Annotated in this window: 16 protein-coding genes; 12 read left to right on the forward strand and 4 right to left on the reverse strand. The window is 72.7% G+C overall.

The window, feature by feature from the left end; all coding sequences use genetic code 11:
- Positions 1-42: 42 nt before the first annotated feature.
- Positions 43-1,146, reverse strand: a complete 1,104-nt coding sequence (locus IEZ20_RS27630; RefSeq protein WP_189303581.1) for a DUF5937 family protein — start codon at positions 1,144-1,146, stop codon at positions 43-45.
- 162 nt (positions 1,147-1,308) lie between these two features.
- Here IEZ20_RS27630 and IEZ20_RS27635 point away from each other — a divergent pair, with 162 nt between their 5' ends.
- Positions 1,309-1,515 (forward strand): hypothetical protein, encoded by a 207-nt coding sequence (locus tag IEZ20_RS27635; protein WP_189303583.1) that lies wholly within the window; start codon positions 1,309-1,311, stop codon positions 1,513-1,515.
- A 59-nt stretch (positions 1,516-1,574) separates the two neighbouring features.
- Here IEZ20_RS27635 and IEZ20_RS27640 read toward each other — a convergent pair whose 3' ends face one another.
- Positions 1,575-2,747 carry a threonine aldolase family protein gene (locus IEZ20_RS27640; protein WP_189303586.1) on the reverse strand — a complete coding sequence of 391 codons (1,173 nt, stop codon included), beginning with the start codon at positions 2,745-2,747 and terminating at the stop codon, positions 1,575-1,577.
- A 197-nt stretch (positions 2,748-2,944) separates the two neighbouring features.
- Between IEZ20_RS27640 and IEZ20_RS27645 the strand changes: the two genes are divergently transcribed.
- The 10 genes from IEZ20_RS27645 (at position 2,945) to IEZ20_RS27690 (ending at position 11,217) form a co-directional block, all read left to right on the forward strand.
- Complete coding sequence (locus IEZ20_RS27645) at positions 2,945-3,928, forward strand: Rossmann-like and DUF2520 domain-containing protein (protein ID WP_189303588.1); 984 nt, start codon at positions 2,945-2,947, stop codon at positions 3,926-3,928.
- Positions 3,925-4,917 (forward strand): pantoate--beta-alanine ligase, encoded by a 993-nt coding sequence (gene panC, locus IEZ20_RS27650; RefSeq protein ID WP_189303590.1) that lies wholly within the window; start codon positions 3,925-3,927, stop codon positions 4,915-4,917. Before IEZ20_RS27645 ends, panC begins: the two co-directional genes overlap by 4 nt.
- Complete coding sequence (locus IEZ20_RS27655; RefSeq protein WP_189303592.1) at positions 4,914-6,611, forward strand: L-aspartate oxidase; 1,698 nt, start codon at positions 4,914-4,916, stop codon at positions 6,609-6,611. Before panC ends, IEZ20_RS27655 begins: the two co-directional genes overlap by 4 nt.
- 25 nt (positions 6,612-6,636) lie before the next feature.
- On the forward strand, positions 6,637-7,623 hold the full coding sequence (nadC, locus tag IEZ20_RS27660) for a carboxylating nicotinate-nucleotide diphosphorylase (RefSeq protein ID WP_189303594.1): 987 nt from the start codon (positions 6,637-6,639) through the stop codon (positions 7,621-7,623).
- A gap of 5 nt (positions 7,624-7,628) precedes the next feature.
- Entirely contained in the window at positions 7,629-8,426 is a 798-nt protein-coding gene (locus IEZ20_RS27665) for a type III pantothenate kinase (RefSeq protein WP_189303596.1), read from the forward strand.
- Between the two features lie 159 nt (positions 8,427-8,585).
- The gene (locus IEZ20_RS27670) at positions 8,586-9,239 is read left to right on the forward strand and encodes a hypothetical protein (RefSeq protein WP_189303684.1); all 654 of its coding nucleotides are present in this window, start codon (positions 8,586-8,588) and stop codon (positions 9,237-9,239) included.
- Positions 9,240-9,375: 136 nt separating this feature from the next.
- The gene (locus IEZ20_RS27675; protein ID WP_189303598.1) at positions 9,376-9,552 is read left to right on the forward strand and encodes a hypothetical protein; all 177 of its coding nucleotides are present in this window, start codon (positions 9,376-9,378) and stop codon (positions 9,550-9,552) included.
- Positions 9,553-9,711: 159 nt separating this feature from the next.
- On the forward strand, positions 9,712-10,134 hold the full coding sequence (locus tag IEZ20_RS27680) for a BlaI/MecI/CopY family transcriptional regulator (RefSeq protein WP_229896289.1): 423 nt from the start codon (positions 9,712-9,714) through the stop codon (positions 10,132-10,134).
- 9 nt (positions 10,135-10,143) lie between these two features.
- Positions 10,144-10,677 (forward strand): amino-acid N-acetyltransferase, encoded by a 534-nt coding sequence (locus tag IEZ20_RS27685; RefSeq protein WP_189303602.1) that lies wholly within the window; start codon positions 10,144-10,146, stop codon positions 10,675-10,677.
- Positions 10,678-10,881: 204 nt separating this feature from the next.
- Positions 10,882-11,217, forward strand: a complete 336-nt coding sequence (locus IEZ20_RS27690) for a histone-like nucleoid-structuring protein Lsr2 (RefSeq protein ID WP_059251614.1) — start codon at positions 10,882-10,884, stop codon at positions 11,215-11,217.
- Here the strand turns inward: IEZ20_RS27690 and IEZ20_RS27695 are convergent.
- A complete protein-coding gene (locus tag IEZ20_RS27695; protein WP_189303604.1) occupies positions 11,196-11,849 on the reverse strand; it encodes an SCO3374 family protein in 654 nt (217 codons plus the stop codon). The genes IEZ20_RS27690 and IEZ20_RS27695 overlap by 22 nt on opposite strands.
- Before the next feature lie 448 nt (positions 11,850-12,297).
- Here IEZ20_RS27695 and IEZ20_RS27700 point away from each other — a divergent pair, with 448 nt between their 5' ends.
- Positions 12,298-14,823, forward strand: a complete 2,526-nt coding sequence (locus IEZ20_RS27700) for an ATP-dependent Clp protease ATP-binding subunit (RefSeq protein ID WP_189303606.1) — start codon at positions 12,298-12,300, stop codon at positions 14,821-14,823.
- Between the two features lie 75 nt (positions 14,824-14,898).
- Here the strand turns inward: IEZ20_RS27700 and IEZ20_RS27705 are convergent, their stop codons facing one another.
- On the reverse strand, positions 14,899-17,940 hold the full coding sequence (locus tag IEZ20_RS27705) for an NACHT domain-containing protein (protein ID WP_189303607.1): 3,042 nt from the start codon (positions 17,938-17,940) through the stop codon (positions 14,899-14,901).
- Between the last annotated feature and the right edge of the window lie 38 nt (positions 17,941-17,978).

A 17,978-nucleotide genomic window follows, 5' to 3' on the forward strand; every position in this document is an offset into this window, starting at 1 on the left:
CCTGGGGGGTGAACGGTTCGACGGCTGCCGTCCGGCCCCCGCTCAGCGCAGGACGCCCTCGATGAAGTCGCTGCCCAGCCGGGCCACCGCGGACAGGTTCAGCTGGTGCTGGACGTACCGGCCGCGCCGGCAGTCGGTGATCAGGCCCGCCTTCTTCAGCACGCTCAGGTGCCGGGATATCTCGGGCGCCGACATGCCGTGCGCGTCGGCCAGTTCACTGGTGGTGTGCGGGGCGCGCGCGAGGTGGCGGCACAGCCGCATCCGCACCGGGTGCGCCAGCGCCTCCAGCCGGCGCGTGAGCTGCTCCACGGACGGGGCCTGCGGCCGGGAACCGCTCGCGGGGTAGGTGATCGAGGGCTGCCAGCCGTACCGGTGCAGGACCATCACGTGCGGCCAGCCGAGGCTGGTCGGCACCAGCACCAGGCCGCCGTCGCCGGTGGCGGTGCGGCCCACCAGCAGCTTGTCGACCGTGACGACCCCGGCCTCCTCGTCCAGCGAGATCGCCCCCGAGAGGGACGCGAGGGCCTCGCCGAGCCCCTTGCGGCGCAGCAGTTCGGTCTTGTGCCGGGCGTCCGCGGCCAGCTGGGGCTGGATGCGGGCCCAGGTGTCGGCGAAGAAGGCGTCGTCGCAGTCGAGCATCAGCTGCCGGAACCAGGCGCGCACGGCGGGCGGCTCCGTCAGCAGACGGCGCGTGAACCGCTCCTGTACGGCACCGCGCGCGGCGGCCAGCTCCAGGGAGCGCCGGCGCAGCTCCGGGTCGTCCAGCGGGCCGGGCTCCCGGACGTCGTAGCGCAGCTGGCAGGTGAACTCCAGGGCCGCGTGGACGAACTGTTCGTCCGTCAGCTTGTCCAGCAGGTCCAGCTCCTCGGCGAGCGTGCCCCCGGGCAGCGTGCGTCCGCCGGGGATGCCGGCGAAGGGGGCGAAGACGTCCGAGAACGTCGAACGCCACAGGAAGTCCGCCTCGCACAGCCGGTCGGCCAGGCCCGGGTCCAGCCGGGTGGACACGGCGGTGGCCCAGCCCTGCAGCTCCGGGTGGTGTCCGGGCTCGCTCAGCGCGTGCAGCGCCATCCCCAGCTCCGCCAGCGGGGAGGGCACGACGGAGACCCTCTCCAGGGGCAGTCCGGTGATGTCGATGGTCACGCTCATGCCCCCATGGTGCACCGGGCCACTGACAGCGCCCCCGTGGATTGACGGCAGCCGTCAATCCACGGGACATCCGCGCTGATCAGGGGCAGCGTTGAGGACACCGGGGCAGCCGCGGAGCCCGATCAGTCACCGATCAGCCACGTCCCGAGAAGGCCGTCCGCCATGAGCATCACCCAGCAGTACCTCCTCGACAGCTACCGCGCCCGTCTGCACGGCGAGCCCGAGCCGCCCGCGCCGGGCCGCCACGACCTCGCCCTCGTCCGCGAGGTGCGCGACCACCGGCGCTTCCGCGCGGTCATCGCCGGCCGCCCGGTGCACGGGCGGCTCCGCCGCACCCTGACCCGCTGGCTGCGCCCCGGCGCCCTCTAGGCCCTCCAGCCCGTCTGGGCCCGCCGGGACCTCTGGGCCCTCCAGGCCCTCCAGGACCCCTAGGCCCTCCCGGGCAGCCGGTCCACGAAGTCCCGTACGGCCGCGCGGACGTCGTCCGCCGTCCACTCGAGTCCGGCGGCCTGGACGCCGACCTCCGTGAACGCGAGCCCGGGCCCGCCGGCGTCCCAGGCGTTCGCGAAGAGCATCACCGAGGTCTCCTCGGCCTGGCGCACAGCCGCCTCGGCCGCCACCTCCGGCTCGTACGGCAGCCAGACCTGGAACTGGTGGGTGTGCGGCTCCTCCGGGTGGACGCGGGCCCAGGGCAGCCCGGCCGCCGCGAAGCCCTCGCGCAGCGCGGCGGCCACCACGCGCGCGTGCCGCACGTACTCGGGCAGCCGGGGCACTTCGCGCTCCAGGCCGACGAGCGCGGACAGGACGGTCGGGAACTGCTGGAAGATCATGCCGCCGTACCGGTGCCGCCAGGTCTTCGCCTCCTCCACCAGCGTCCGCGGACCGGCGAGCGCGGCGCCGCCGAAGCCGCCGACGGACTTGTAGAACGACACGTAGACGCTGTCGGCGAGGCCGGCGATCTCCGCCAGGGAGCGCCCGAAGTGCTCGGTGCACTCCCACAGGCGCGCGCCGTCGAAGTGCACCACCGCGTCGCGCTCCCGCGCCGCCTCGACGGCCTCGGTCAGCTCCTCCCAGGTGGGCAGCACGAAACCGGCGTCCCTCAGGGGCAGTTCCAGCATCAGCGCGCCGAAGGGCTCTTCGAAGTCGCGTATCTCGGCCGCCGTGGGCAGCCGGCGCCCACCGCCCACCCTGACCGGACGCAACCCGCTGACCTGGCTGAACGCCTGCCGTTCGTGCACCTCCGGGTGGGCCGACGGGTGCAGGGCCACCGTCGGGTCGCCGGTGCGGGCCGCCCAGCAGCGCAGGGCCACCTGCTGGGCCATGGTGCCCGTCGGGAAGAACGCGGCGGCCTCGGTGCCGAGCAGCGCGGCGACCCGCTCCTCCAGGACGGCCACGATCTCGTCGCCGTAGACGTCCCCGGGCGCGTCCAGGTCGTACACCTCGGCACCGGCCTCCTGGAGCAGCGCGAGCCGTTCGCGGATCGAGGCCCGCGGGGTCGCGTGCGCCAGGATGCGCCGTGCCTCCTGCTGGGCGACCCTGCGCCGCTCCCGCGACCGTTCCTGCGCCGACCGCTCGTCACCCTGCTCAGCCACATCAGTCATGCCGTGGATCATGCCCTGTGCGGCCCCGCGCGACAGCCGGGTTTTCCTGTGCCGAACGTTCCCGGCACGAAGGCGGGCGACGGCGTGGCGAAACCCACAGCCTGTGGACGGCCGGTCGCCGCCCCAGCCGATAGCGTTAACATGACGAGAAATCGTCCGGTACCCAGAGCGGACTGGAACGGGAAGGCCGCCGTCGCGTGAGTACAGTCCACCAGCCAGACCTCAAGGACCGCCCCGCGCGGCTCACCGTCGGCGTCGTCGGCGCCGGCCGAGTGGGCCCCGCGCTGGCCGCGTCCCTCCAGCTCGCCGGGCACCGCCCGGTCGCCGTCTCCGGAGTCTCCGACGCCTCCCGCAGGCGCGCCGAGGCCATGCTCCCGGACGTCCCGCTGGTGCCGCCCGCCGAGGTGCTCCAGCGTGCCGACCTGGTGCTGCTCACCGTCCCCGACGACGCCCTGCCCGGCCTGGTCGCCGGCCTCGCCGAGACCGGCGCGGTGCGGCCGGGACAGCTGCTGGTGCACACCTCCGGCCGGTACGGCGCCAAGGTGCTCGACCCGGCCCTGCGTGCGGGCGCGCTGCCCATGGCCCTGCACCCGGCGATGACCTTCACCGGCACCCCGGTCGACGTGCAGCGCCTGGCCGGCTGCTCGTTCGGCGTCACCGCGCCCGAGGAGCTGCGGCTGGCCGCCCAGGCCCTCGTCATCGAGATGGGCGGCGAGCCGGAGTGGATCAGCGAGGAGAACCGCCCGCTGTACCACGCGGCCCTCGCCCTCGGCGCCAACCACCTGGTGACCCTGGTCGCCCAGTCCATGGAGCTGCTGCGCACGGCCGGTGTGGAGGCGCCCGACCGGATGCTCGGCCCGCTGCTCGGCGCCGCCCTGGACAACGCCCTGCGCTCCGGCGACGCCGCCCTGACCGGGCCGGTCGCGCGCGGGGACGCCGGTACGGTCGCCGCGCACGTCACCGAGCTGCGCAAGCACGCCCCGCAGGCCGTGGCGGGCTACCTGGCGATGGCCCGCGCGACCGCCGACCGCGCGCTCGCCCACGGCCTGCTGAAGCCGGAACTCGCCGAGGACCTCCTCGGGGTACTCGCCGACGGAGGCCACGCGAGCCACGCCCGCCGGGAGGACGAGGGAGACGAGGGAACCGACGGCACGACCGGCACCGAGGGGAACGACCGATGACCACCGCCCTGCTGAGCACCGCCGAAGAGCTGCACGCGCGCGTGCGCCACGGCCGCCGCGCCGTCGTGATGACCATGGGCGCCCTGCACGAGGGCCACGCGACCCTGATCCGCACCGCGCGGGAGACCGTCGGCCCGGACGGCGAGGTCGTCGTCACCGTCTTCGTGAACCCGCTGCAGTTCGGCGCGGGCGAGGACCTCGACCGCTACCCGCGCACCCTCGACGCCGATCTCAAGCTCGCCGAGCAGGCGGGCGCGGACGCCGTGTTCGCGCCCTCCGTGGACGAGGTCTACCCGGGCGGCGAACCCCAGGTGCGCGTCTCCGCGGGCCCTATGGGCGAGCGCCTGGAGGGGGCCGCGCGGCCCGGGCACTTCGACGGGATGCTCACCGTCGTCGCCAAGCTGCTGCACCTCACCCGCCCCGACGCCGCCCTGTTCGGGCAGAAGGACGCCCAGCAGCTGGCCCTGATCCGGCGCATGGTGCGCGACCTGAACTTCGGCGTCGACATCGTCGCCGTGCCGACCGTGCGCGAGGAGGACGGGCTCGCCCTGTCCAGCCGCAACCGCTACCTCTCGCCGGACGAGCGCCGTACCGCGCTCGCGCTGTCCCGCGCGCTGTTCGCCGGCCGGGACCGGCACGCGGCGCAGGAGGCGCTGCGCGCGCGGGCCCGCGAAGTGCCCTCCACGCGTGCGCGTGCCGAGGCGCTGAGCGCCATAGGGGAGTCCCGCGCGGCGGCCGACGCGCACGCGGTGGCCACCGCCGCGCCCGGCGGCCCCGCGGCCGTCCGCGCCGCCGCCCGCCAGGTCCTGGACGAGGCTCTCCGTCTCGACCCGCCGCTGCGGCTGGACTACCTCGCGCTGGTCGACCCCGCCGACTTCACCGAGATCGGCGACGACTTCACCGGCGAGGCCGTCCTCGCCGTCGCCGCCCGGGTCGGCACGACCCGGCTGATCGACAACCTCCCTCTCACTTTCGGAGCCGCCTCGTGACCAGCACAGGCATACGACTGCACGCACCTGCACCCGGCTGGGCCATCTCCGCGGACGTGGTCGTCGTCGGCTCTGGCGTGGCCGGCCTGACCGCGGCGCTGCGCTGCGAGGCGGCCGGCCTCAGCACGGTCGTCGTCACCAAGGCCCGCCTGGACGACGGCTCCACCCGCTGGGCGCAGGGCGGCATCGCCGCCGCCCTCGGTGAGGGCGACACCCCGGAACAGCACCTGGCCGACACCCTGGTCGCGGGCGCGGGCCTGTGCGACGAGGAGGCCGTACGGATCCTCGTCACCGAGGGCCCCGACGCGGTACGGCGGCTGATCTCCACCGGTGCCCACTTCGACACCGACGACCAGGGCGACATCCACCTCACCCGCGAGGGCGGCCACCACCGGCGCCGGATCGCGCACGCGGGCGGCGACGCGACCGGCGCGGAGGTCTCCCGGGCGCTCGTCGAGGCCGTCCACGCGCGCGGGGTGCGCACGATCGAGAACGCCCTGGTGCTGGACCTGCTGACGGACGCCGAGGGCCGGACGGCCGGTGTCACCCTGCACGTGATGGGCGAGGGCCAGCACGACGGCGTGGGCGCCGTGCACGCCCCCGCGGTGGTCCTCGCGACCGGCGGCATGGGCCAGGTGTTCTCCGCGACCACCAACCCGTCGGTGTCGACCGGCGACGGCGTGGCGCTGGCGCTGCGCGCGGGCGCCGAGGTCAGCGACCTGGAGTTCGTGCAGTTCCACCCGACCGTGCTCTTCCTCGGCCCGGACGCCGAGGGGCAGCAGCCGCTGGTCTCCGAGGCGGTGCGCGGCGAGGGCGCCCACCTGGTCGACGCCGACGGCGTGCGCTTCATGGTCGGCCAGCACGAGCTGGCGGAGCTGGCGCCGCGCGACATCGTCGCCAAGGGCATCCTGCGGCGGATGCTGGAGCAGGACGCCGAGCACATGTTCCTCGACGCCCGGCACTTCGGCGCGGACATGTGGGAGCACCGCTTCCCGACCATCCTGGCCGCCTGCCGGGCGCACGGCATCGACCCGGTCACCGAGCCCATCCCGATCGCCCCGGCCGCCCACTACGCCTCCGGAGGCGTCCGCACCGACGCCCGGGGCCGGACCACCGTGCCCGGTCTGTACGCGTGCGGCGAGGTCGCCTGCACCGGCGTGCACGGCGCCAACCGGCTCGCCTCCAACTCCCTCCTCGAAGGGCTCGTGTACGCCGAGCGGATCGCCGCCGACATCGCCGCCGCCCACGCGGACGACGGTCTCCACGCGCGTGTGCCCGCACCGGTCCCGGACCCCGAGAGGCCCGCGCACCCGCTGCTCGCCCCCGAGACCCGGTTCGCCATCCAGCGGATCATGACCGAGGGCGCCGGCGTGCTGCGCTCCGAGGAGTCCCTCGCCAGGGCCGCGGACCAGCTCCAGAGGCTGCACAGCGAGGCCCGCGACGCGCTCCAGGAGAATGGCAAGACCGCCGAGCCCGGCGTGGACGCCTGGGAGGCGACGAACCTCCTGTGCGTGGCCCGGGTCCTGGTCGCCGCGGCCCGGCTGCGCGAGGAGACCCGCGGCTGCCACTGGCGCGAGGACCGCGCCGACCGCAATGACACCGACTGGCGGCGTCACATCGTCGTACGGCTCAATCCCGACCGGTCGCTGGCCGTGAGCACCACCGACACCGCAGACTTCCCCCCTATCCGGTAACAGCGCCCCAGGAGCAGTGACAGACGTGAGCACCGACGACCTTCCCCTCGCCCCGACCGGCGGCTGCGGCGACGGCTGCGCCTGCGGCGCCGAGGGAGACGAGGAAGCCGCAGAGTACGCGGAGTGCGGGCTCGACCCCGCGCTCGCCGAGCTGCTGGCCGCTGCCGGACTCGACCCCGTGGAGGTCGAGGACATCGCCAACGTCGCCATCCAGGAGGACCTGGACGGCGGGGTGGACGTGACGACCGTGTCCACCATCCCCGAGGACGCGGTGGCCACCGCCGACTTCACCGCGCGCGAGGCGGGCGTCGTGGCCGGCCTGCGGGTCGCCGAGGCCGTGCTCTCCGTGGTCTGCACGGACGAGTTCGAGGTCGAGCGGCACGTCGAGGACGGCGACCGGGTCGAGGCCGGGCAGAAGCTCCTCTCGGTCACCACGCGCACGCGTGACCTGCTCACCGCCGAGCGCAGCGCGCTGAACATCCTGTGCCGGCTGTCCGGCATCGCGACCGCCACGCGCGCGTGGGCGGACGCGCTGGAGGGCACCGAGGCGCGCGTGCGCGACACCCGCAAGACGACCCCGGGCCTGCGCTCGCTGGAGAAGTTCGCCGTCCGCTGCGGCGGAGGCGTCAACCACCGCATGTCGCTCTCGGACGCGGCCCTGGTGAAGGACAACCACGTGGTCGCCGCCGGCGGCGTCGCGCAGGCCTTCAAGGCCGTACGGGAGGCCTTCCCGGAGGTGCCGATCGAGGTGGAGGTCGACACCCTGCACCAGCTGCGCGAGGTCGTGGACGCGGGCGCCGACCTGATCCTGCTGGACAACTTCACCCCCGGCGAGTGCGAGGAGGCCGTCGGCATCGTCGGCGGGCGGGCGCTGCTGGAGGCCTCCGGGCGGCTGACCCTCGCCAACGCGCGTGCGTACGCCGAGACCGGCGTGGACTTCCTGGCCGTGGGCGCGCTCACGCACTCCTCGCCGATCCTGGACATCGGCCTGGACCTGCGCGAGGCGGAGTAACGGCCATGCTGCTCACGATCGACGTCGGCAACACGCACACCGTCCTCGGCCTGTTCGACGGCGAGGACATCGTCGAGCACTGGCGCATCTCCACGGACGCGCGCCGCACGGCGGACGAGCTGGCCGTGCTGCTCCACGGCCTGATGGGCATGCACCCGCTGCTCGGCGAGGAGCTGGGCGACGGCATCGACGGCATCGCGATCTGCGCGACCGTCCCCTCGGTGCTGCACGAACTGCGCGAGGTCACCCGGCGGTACTACGGCGACGTGCCCGCCGTCCTCGTGGAGCCGGGCGTGAAGACGGGCGTGCCGATCCAGTTCGACAACCCCAAGGAGGTCGGCGCCGACCGCATCATCAACGCGGTCGCGGCGAACGAGCTGTACGGCGGCCCGGCGATCGTCGTCGACTTCGGCACGGCGACCACCTTCGACGCGGTCTCCGCGCGCGGGGAGTACGTCGGCGGGGTCATCGCCCCCGGCATCGAGATCTCGGTGGAGGCCCTCGGGATCAGGGCCGCGCAGCTGCGGAAGATCGAGATGGCCCGGCCGCGGAACGTGATCGGCAAGAACACCGTGGAGGCCATGCAGTCGGGCGTCGTGTTCGGCTTCGCCGGGCAGGTCGACGGGGTGGTCGGCCGGATGGCCCGGGAGCTGGCCGACGATCCCGACGACGTCACGGTGATCGCCACGGGCGGGCTCGCGCCGGTGGTGCTGGGGGAGTCCTCGGTGATCGACGAGCACCAGCCGTGGCTGACGCTGATCGGGCTGCGCCTGGTCTACGAGCGGAACGTGTCGCGGCTGTGAGGGACGGCCGGCGCCCGCGCGGGCGCCGGCCCCCGTGGTGACACCGGACGAGGGAAACCCGGAGCGACACGCGGCGAAACAACATCCGGATTCGTCACTTTTGTCCGATTAGTTCGGTAGCGTCGCCGCATGCCCACGCCATACGGATCCCGCGGCGGCATGGCGTTCGGCGTGGAGGAGCTGCGTGTGCTCCGCCGCGCCCTCGCCCTCGCCCTCCACCCCGGCCACGCCTCCGCCGAGGACGTGCAGGACTGTTTCCGCCTCGCCGAGTCGCTCGACGAGGCGATGTGCGAGGGGGCCAGGCTGCGCGCCTTCCTGGTGGCCGACCTGGGCCGCTACCGGGCCGCCCTGCCGGGCACCGTCACCGGGTACCTGAGCCTCCTGGAGGAGGCGCTCGGGGCCGGCCACCGGCCGACGCCGGACGACCTCGCCGCGCTCCGGGCACTGCGCGGGAACCCCGCCGCGGCGGCCCTGTTGGACCGCTGCCAGGCGCTGGCCGAGCAGGACGTACGGGCCCGGTTCGCGCAGGGCGCCCGCAAGGTGCCGGCGCCCGCCGTGCCGCCCGCCCGGACCCGCCTGCTGGCCCTCGCGGGCGGCGCGGGGGACTTCGGGGTCCGCCAGGACGACGGAGAGGCCGAGGAGCCGTCCAAGGCCCCGCAGGAGCCCGCGGAGAAGCCCGTCCCGGAGCCGGCGCCCGCCCCCGGGGAGCACCCCGCCCCGAAGCGCCCCATCCCCACCCCGGGTGAGGTCTTCCCCCGCCGCAAGCCGGCCCCGCCGTCCGACCGGGAGCCCCGCCGGCTGGCCGCGGGCTAGCCCGCAGCGGAGGCGTCCCCGGGCCGGACCGCGCCGGACGCGTCCGCCGGCCCGCTCACCCGTGCGGCTTCCCCGGCTCCGGCGATCGGGTGCACCCCGGGCCTTCCGGGGGTTCCGGCCTGGCTACCCTGGAGGCATGGACTACGTCTCCGCGCTCGTGCCCCCGGTCGTCATGGCCGTGTTCTTCATCGGTGTGGTCAGGGTGATCGTGAAGACCCAGGGCGGGGCCGCCAAGGCCAAGGAGGACGCGGCCGTCGACGCCGCCCTCGCGCGCGCGGAGGCCGCGCCCGGGGCCTCCGCGGGCGACGCCTGAGCGCCCCCGGGCAGCACGGCCGGGCCGCTCACTCCGGGGCTGAACGCCCCTTTTGTTCGCGTTTGTAGCTCTAGTGCCCGTCCGGCACGCCATTGCCGGGATCTCCCACTATTGTTCTGAGGTGTGCCTCGCCCATTGGGAGAACTCGAAGACGCGGTCATGACGCGGGTGTGGAAGTGGAACCGCCCGGTGACCGTTCGAGAAGTCCTGGAAGACCTCCAGCAGGAACGCTCCATCGCGTACACCACCGTCATGACGGTTTTGGACAATCTCCATCAGAAGGGCTGGGTGCGCCGCGAGGCGGAAGGCCGGGCCTATCGATATGAGGCCGTGTCGACCCGCGCCGCCTACGCCGCCGCCCTCATGAACGACGCCTGGTCGCAGAGCGACAACCCCGCCGCCGCACTCGTCGCCTTCTTCGGCATGATGAGCGAGGAACAGCGCCAGGCCCTCAGGGACGCCGTACGCATCGTCCAGGGCCCGGAAGAAACCCGGGAAGCCCCTGAAGCCCGTCGGCAGGAAGCCCCCGAAGCCCGCCAAGAGCAGAACCCCGGCTCGGCGGAGGGCGCGGACGGGCGATAGCGTCCGCTCATGTCAGCAGAGCGTCCCGAAGTCCCCGCAAAAGCCATCACCGTCCGCCGGGCCCGGACCAGCGATGTCCCCGCCGTGCGCCGCCTCCTCGACGCCTACGTCCGCGACCGCATCCTGCTCGACAAAGCCACGGTCACGCTTTACGAGGACATCCAGGAGTTCTGGGTCGCGGAACGCGACGACAACGCCGAGGTGGTCGGCTGCGGCGCGCTGCACGTCATGTGGGAGGACCTCGCGGAAGTCCGGACCCTGGCGGTGAAGCCCGGCCTCAAGGGCTGGGGCGTCGGACATCAGTTGCTGGAGAAGTTGCTCCAGACCGCGCGCTGGCTCGGCGTTCGGCGCGTTTTCTGCCTGACCTTCGAAGTGGACTTCTTCGGGAAGCACGGCTTCGTGGAGATCGGTGAGACGCCGGTCGACACCGATGTCTACGCGGAGCTGTTGCGTTCCTATGACGAGGGCGTCGCGGAGTTCCTGGGTCTCGAACGAGTGAAGCCGAACACCTTGGGCAACAGCCGGATGCTTCTGCATCTGTGATCGTCATTGCCCCGGTTCCCTATGTCCGAAACGCGCATGTTTCCGGAGGTGGGTGCTCCGCTGGCCCACTCCCGAGGGTTTGTGTTTTTCCGGCAAAAGCGGTTTGCTTTCCGACGTACTGCAGTACTGCATATAACAGGGGCGGCGAAACGGCGGACGCCGCACACCCCCTGGTCCTCAACGTTATCGATGAAAGGAAATGCGGTGGCACAGAAGGTTCAGGTCCTTCTTGTCGACGACCTCGACGGCGGCGAGGCGGACGAGACCGTGACGTTCGCGCTGGACGGCAAGACGTACGAGATCGATCTCACGACTGCCAATGCGGACAAGCTGCGCAGCCTTCTTGATCCCTATGTGAAGGGCGGCCGGCGTACCGGTGGCCGTGCTTCCGGCGGGCGTGGAAAGGCGCGTGCCGCTTCCGGCGGCAACCAGGACACGGCGGCGATCCGCGCCTGGGCGAAGGAGAACGGTTACGAGGTCAACGACCGCGGCCGCGTTCCCGCGTCCATCCGCGAGGCCTACGAGAAGGCCAACGGCTGATCCCGCCGGCCGGCGGGGTGTCCGGCGCACACGCGCCGCAGCCGGACCCGGTGGCACTGCGCTGCCACCGTGTCCACCAGTCGTACGAGATCGGGGGCGCTCCCCTCGCGCCCCACGGGAGTGGCCGGACCGGCCGGCATGGCCGGCAGCGAGGCCTCGACACCGCGTCCCGGCCCGGGGGGCCGCAGCCACACGGCGGCCCCCTGCACGGTTCCGTGCGCCGCAGCGCGCCCGGCGGGCGGCCTCGGTGCCTCCAGCGTGTCGCCCGCCCCGAGCACCCGCAGGTCCAGGGGCAGGGCGCCCCACTCCAGCCAGTCCAGCAGCCCCGGCAGCTCCTCCGCGCTGCCCGCGGCCAGCAGCAGCTCCATCCGGTCGCCCCGAAGGGCCACCGGGGAGCCCGGTGCGAGATGCCGGAGCGCCTCAGCGCCCGCCTCGGCCGGGACGTCCAGCACGTCGAACCGCACCCCCGTGAGCAGCCGCAGCGGCCGTCCGGGCGGTCCGGGCACTGTCGGCCAGCCCAGATCGTTCTCGTACCAGTGCCGGGCCCGGGCCTCGGGGCCGGCGGAGGAATCGCCGGCGGCCGGTGCGCCCGGATCGAGGGGCCGGCGGGGAAGGGGGACCGTGGAGGTCATGGGGACCGAGCGGGCCATGCCCGGTGCAACCGCCCGAACCGCCTTCAGGTTACGCTGGGTGCCTGATCGGCCGCGCACAGTGCCGGAAAAGGGGGCGTCCGGGGGTCCGGAGAGGCGCAAGGTTGTTCGCCCATAGCGGAGGGAACCGGTGCGCGCCGCATGGAGTGTCAGTCCCTGCGGGTAAGACATGCCTAGTGGGAGGGGGCGACACGCAGGAAAGGCCGTCTCACGTTCGCCATCGGCGTACTGGCGACTGGGGTAACTGCCTGGCCTGCGGGAACATCGTCTCGCACCATCGGGTTGGAGCAGATGTCGGCGTCACGGGTCAGGAGGCCATCGACGGTGTCGGCAGTTGGAATGAGCGGTCCCCGCTTGCGGGACTAAGCTGCGGAAGGACAGGGAGGGGAAGTTCCCCCCACTGCCTGACCGCTCTGAGGAGCGATTAACGATGTTCGAGAGGTTCACCGACCGCGCGCGGCGGGTTGTCGTCCTGGCTCAGGAAGAAGCCCGGATGCTCAACCACAACTACATCGGCACCGAGCACATCCTCCTGGGTCTCATCCACGAGGGCGAAGGTGTCGCCGCTAAGGCCCTGGAGAGCCTCGGCATTTCGCTTGAGGCGGTCCGCCAGCAGGTGGAGGAGATCATCGGCCAGGGCCAGCAGGCCCCGTCCGGGCACATCCCCTTCACCCCCCGTGCCAAGAAGGTCCTGGAGCTGTCGCTCCGCGAGGCCCTTCAGCTGGGCCACAACTACATCGGCACGGAGCACATCCTGCTCGGCCTGATCCGCGAGGGCGAGGGCGTCGCCGCCCAGGTCCTGGTCAAGCTGGGCGCAGACCTCAACCGGGTGCGGCAGCAGGTCATCCAGCTGCTCTCCGGTTACCAGGGCAAGGAGACCGCCACCGCGGGCGGCCCGGCCGAGGGCACGCCTTCGACCTCCCTCGTCCTGGACCAGTTCGGCCGGAACCTCACCCAGGCCGCTCGTGAGTCCAAGCTCGACCCGGTCATCGGGCGCGAGAAGGAGATCGAGCGGGTCATGCAGGTGCTGTCCCGCCGCACCAAGAACAACCCGGTGCTGATCGGTGAGCCCGGCGTCGGCAAGACCGCCGTCGTGGAGGGCCTCGCCCAGGCCATCGTCAAGGGTGAGGTGCCCGAGACGCTCAAGGACAAGCACCTCTACACGCTGGACCTCGGCGCCCTGGTCGCCGGCTCCCGCTACCGCGGTGACTTCGAGGAGCGCCTCAAGAAGGTGCTCAAGGAGATCCGCACCCGCGGCGACATCATCCTGTTCATCGACGAGCTGCACACGCTGGTCGGTGCGGGTGCCGCCGAGGGCGCCATCGACGCGGCCTCCATCCTGAAGCCGATGCTGGCCCGCGGTGAGCTGCAGACCATCGGTGCGACCACCCTGGACGAGTACCGCAAGCACCTGGAGAAGGACGCGGCCCTGGAGCGCCGCTTCCAGCCCATCCAGGTCGCCGAGCCGTCCCTGCCGCACACGATCGAGATCCTCAAGGGCCTGCGCGACCGGTACGAGGCGCACCACCGCGTCTCCATCACGGACGAGGCCCTGGTCCAGGCGGCCACCCTGGCCGACCGCTACATCTCGGACCGCTTCCTGCCGGACAAGGCGATCGACCTGATCGACGAGGCCGGTTCCCGGATGCGGATCCGCCGGATGACCGCTCCGCCGGACCTGCGCGAGTTCGACGAGAAGATCGCCGCCGTCCGCCGGGACAAGGAGTCCGCGATCGACTCGCAGGACTTCGAGAAGGCCGCCTCCCTGCGCGACAAGGAGAAGCAGCTCCTGGCCGCCAAGGCGAAGCGGGAGAAGGAGTGGAAGGCCGGCGACATGGACGTCGTCGCCGAGGTCGACGGCGAGCTGATCGCCGAGGTCCTCGCCACGGCCACGGGCATCCCGGTCTTCAAGCTGACCGAGGAGGAGTCCTCCCGCCTGCTCCGCATGGAGGAGGAACTCCACAAGCGGGTCATCGGCCAGGACGACGCCGTCAAGGCGCTGTCGAAGGCGATCCGCCGTACCCGCGCCGGTCTGAAGGACCCGAAGCGTCCGGGTGGTTCGTTCATCTTCGCCGGCCCGTCCGGTGTCGGTAAGACCGAGCTGTCCAAGGCGCTCGCCGAGTTCCTCTTCGGTGACGAGGACGCGCTGATCTCCCTCGACATGTCGGAGTTCAGCGAGAAGCACACGGTGTCGCGTCTCTTCGGTTCGCCCCCCGGATACGTGGGCTACGAGGAGGGCGGCCAGCTGACGGAGAAGGTCCGCCGCAAGCCGTTCTCGGTCGTCCTCTTCGACGAGGTCGAGAAGGCCCACCCGGACATCTTCAACTCGCTGCTGCAGATCCTGGAGGACGGTCGCCTGACCGACTCCCAGGGCCGGGTCGTGGACTTCAAGAACACGGTCATCATCATGACGACCAACCTCGGCACCCGGGACATCTCCAAGGGCTTCAACCTGGGCTTCGCCGCCTCGGGTGACACGAAGACCAACTACGAGCGCATGAAGAACAAGGTGTCGGACGAGCTGAAGCAGCACTTCCGCCCCGAGTTCCTCAACCGCGTCGACGACGTGGTCGTCTTCCCGCAGCTGACGCAGGCGGACATCCTGCGGATCGTCGACCTGATGATCGGCAAGGTGGACGAGCGCCTGAAGGACCGGGACATGGGCATCGAACTGTCCCAGTCCGCCAAGGAACTGCTGTCCAAGAAGGGCTACGACCCCGTGCTGGGCGCCCGGCCGCTGCGCCGTACGATCCAGCGCGAGATCGAGGACTCGCTGTCGGAGAAGATCCTCTTCGGCGAGCTGCGCCCCGGTCACATCGTGGTCGTGGACACCGAGGGCGAGGGCGAGTCCCAGACCTTCACCTTCCGCGGCGAGGAGAAGTCGGCGCTGCCCGACGTCCCGCCGATCGAGCAGGCCGCGGGTGGGGCTGGGCCCAACCTGAGCAAGGACGCGTAAGCCTCCGGCGGTTCGACCGACCAGAAGGGGCCGGTGCCTTTCGGGCACCGGCCCCTTTCGGCGTTCACAGGGGGGCTACAGCAGGGCGACTTCCGCCTGGGGGAAGAAATGGGCATAGCGTGCGACGGGGAACTGCCGCCCGGACAGGGCGTGCAGGAAAACCCGCTCCAGACCCGGCAGCCGGGCCGCCAGGGCGGAGAGGTACTCGTCACCGTGCATGCCGGCGACCCGCAGCACCTTGACGCCGGGCATTTCCCGCATGCGCTCGAAGCAGCGGGGGAACGCGCGGGCGATGTGCGCGTTCACGTTCAGCTCGGTCAGCCGGGGCAGTTCGGCGAGCGCGGCCCAGCTGTCGGCTGTCACCTCACTGGTCAGGTGCCCGAGGGTCAGGCTGCGCAGGCCGGTCCAGTGCTGGAGCCCGCGCAGCCCCGTGGTGTTCGTGCTGCCCTGTCCGAGGCTCAGCCCTTCGAGGGGGGCGCCGACCGGCAGGGCGTGCCTGAGGTCGGTGTTCGGCAGCTCCTGCCCCACCGAGAGGTGTTTCAGCGACTCCAGGGACCGCAGCCCCGCCAGGGACCCGACCCGGCTGAGCTGGAGATTGTCGAGCGGGAGCGCGGACAGGCCGTCAAGGCTCCGCACCGCCGGGCAGTCCACCAGGACGAGCGCACGCAGCGAGCGGAAGGGCGCCAGCGAGCCGAGGTCGGCCGGCTGGGGGTTGTCCCGTAGGTCCAGCCACCGCACCGTCTCCGGGTCGGGTATCGCGGCGAGGATGTCCTCGACCCGCTGCGGGCCGTGGAAGGACAGGTGGCTCCAGGGGCGCATCCCGGCCACGGACGCGCGGTGCTCGGCCGACTCGCAGGTCAGGACGAGGTCCGTGCGGTCCAGGTGGTCCAGGACCTCGGCCGCGTAGACATCGGCGTCGAACCGCGACCAGGTCCCCACCAGCTGCCGCCGCACGTCCAGGTCCGGATGCTCCCGGAACCGTCGCAGGACCGCCAGCGCGCCCTCCGGTGCCTCCTCGCCGAGCAGCGACGCGGCGACCGTCACACCCCGCGCCTCCGCGTCCGTCAGCCCCTCCGGCCCCGGCAGCAGCTCCAGGACCAGCGGGCCCGCCTCCGCCAGCGCCTTCGCGTCCTCCGTGGTACGCGGCGGGATCAGGGCGGCGGCCCGTGCTTCCACCTCGGCCCGTACGCCCGGCTCCACCGCCGTCGCGTGCTCCAGGCAGGCCAGTGCCAGCAGCGTCAGGCGGGGTGACTCCCCGGCCAGCAACCGCCGTAGGACAAAAGCCCGCTCCCGGGGCCGGGCGTGCGCCACCGCCATGCGGATGACGTCCTCCCACTGGGTGTCGTCGGCGTGGCCGACCAGGACGTCCAGGTGGCCCTCCGCCACCGCGTACCGCGCGCCCAGGTAGTCCTGGAAGGTGCGGTGCACGAAGTCCACCGCGCCCTCGGCCGGCTGCCGCAGCAGACCGCTCCGCAGCAGCAGCGTCCGCAGCACCGTCGCCGCGTCCCCCTGCGCCGAGGCGACCGTCGGCAGACACCGCTCCACGATGCCCTCGGCCGTGTCGACGTCCATCTCCGTACGACCGCTCAGCACCAGCGCGTACGCCAGCCGTTGGAGCAGCTCCAGCTGCGCCTCCTCGCCCAGCTCGGCACCCATGCCGCGCTCCCGGTCCCGGCGGGCGAGGAGCATCGTGAGGGCGGCGTCGTACAGCTCCTTGCGGCCGGTGGGGAGATAGCCCCGGCGTTCCCGGTGCAGGGCGCAGATCAGGCCGCACATCAGGGGGTTGGTGGCCAGCCGGGCCAGGTCGCGCTTGGTGTGCAGGGAGTCCAGGAGCGGCTGCTCGTACTCCGGTGCTCGCGCGGCCTCGTGCCAGCGGTGGACGAACGTCGCCACCTCGGTGCGGCGCATCGGGGCCAGGGTCAGTTCCCGGAAGCCCTCCTCGGCCAGCCAGTCGGGGCGTACGGCGGTCGGCCGGGAGGTCAGGAGGACGTCGTTGCCGGGGTAGGCCGCGAGGAGCGAGCGCAGCCAGTCGCGGGTGCGGTGGCGCTCGGCGGCCGGGATCTCGTCCAGGCCGTCGACCAGGACCAGGCCCCGGCCCGCGGCCAGCACGCGCTCGGCCCAGCCTGCCGGCGGGGTCAGCGGGCAGCTCACCGCCGTCAGGAAGGCGTCCGGCGCGGGCAGCGGGCCGGTGCGGATCAGGGTGCGCAGCGGGAGGACGTACGGGATCCGGCCGGCGGTGCGGGCCGCGGTGACCGCGAGCCACTGCACCAGCGTCGTCTTGCCGGAGCCGGCGTCCCCGCGCAGCAGCACCCGGGAGCCGCCGGCCAGGGCCTCCTCGGCGGGCAGCCGGCCGGCCGCGGCGGGCGGGCGTTCATGGGGATGCAGGTCGGACGGCCGCTCCTCCTCGGCGGTCGCCTCCAGGCTCAGGTAGGCGACTTCGAGCGGCCACCGGTCGGGGGAGTCGCGCAGGTCGATGCCGTAGATGGTGATGTGGTTGTGGCGGTCGGCGACGTAGGGGAGGTAGCGGCGTTCGAAGGCCGTGTCGCGGGCGTCGGGGCGCGGTGTGCGGGCGATCAGCTCGTCCACCTTCGCGATGAGTTCCGCCTGGGCACGGCTCTGCTCGACCAGGGTGCGGGCCACAAAGGACGACCGTCGGGTGAAGAACTCCAGGATCTGCAGGCAGGCCCACTCGGTCGCGGAGTCGAGGAAGTGGCGGGCGTCCGCCGAGAGGGGCTGCGGGTTCGGGAAACCGGACCGGTGGCGCAGCTGCCTGGCGAGTTCGGCCGCGCCCAGCCGCACGGCCTGCACGTCGTCCATGTCCAGGTCGCCGAGGGCGAGCAGGCGGCGAGCGAGCGCGTCGGCAACGGCTGCCTGTTCGTCGGCGGGGAACGGGGGCTCGCCCGGCGACTCCACCGCCCGGGCCACGATCCGTTCGGCCAGCCGCTGCACCTCCCGCTCCCCGAGGGTGCGCTTCTCGCCCCGGAACGACACCAGCACCGACAGCCGTACTGGCCGGTCGACCAGGCCCGCGCCCGGGCCGTCCTGCACGAACAGCTTCCTCACCAGCGGGCCGAGCAAGCTGGAGGCCAGCTTGCTGCCCAGTACGGCCGGCTCCATCCGCCACCCCCGTGTGCGTACGACGTACGGATGGAGCC

The organism is Streptomyces cinerochromogenes (assembly GCF_014648635.1).
Classification (GTDB): domain Bacteria; phylum Actinomycetota; class Actinomycetes; order Streptomycetales; family Streptomycetaceae; genus Streptomyces; species Streptomyces cinerochromogenes.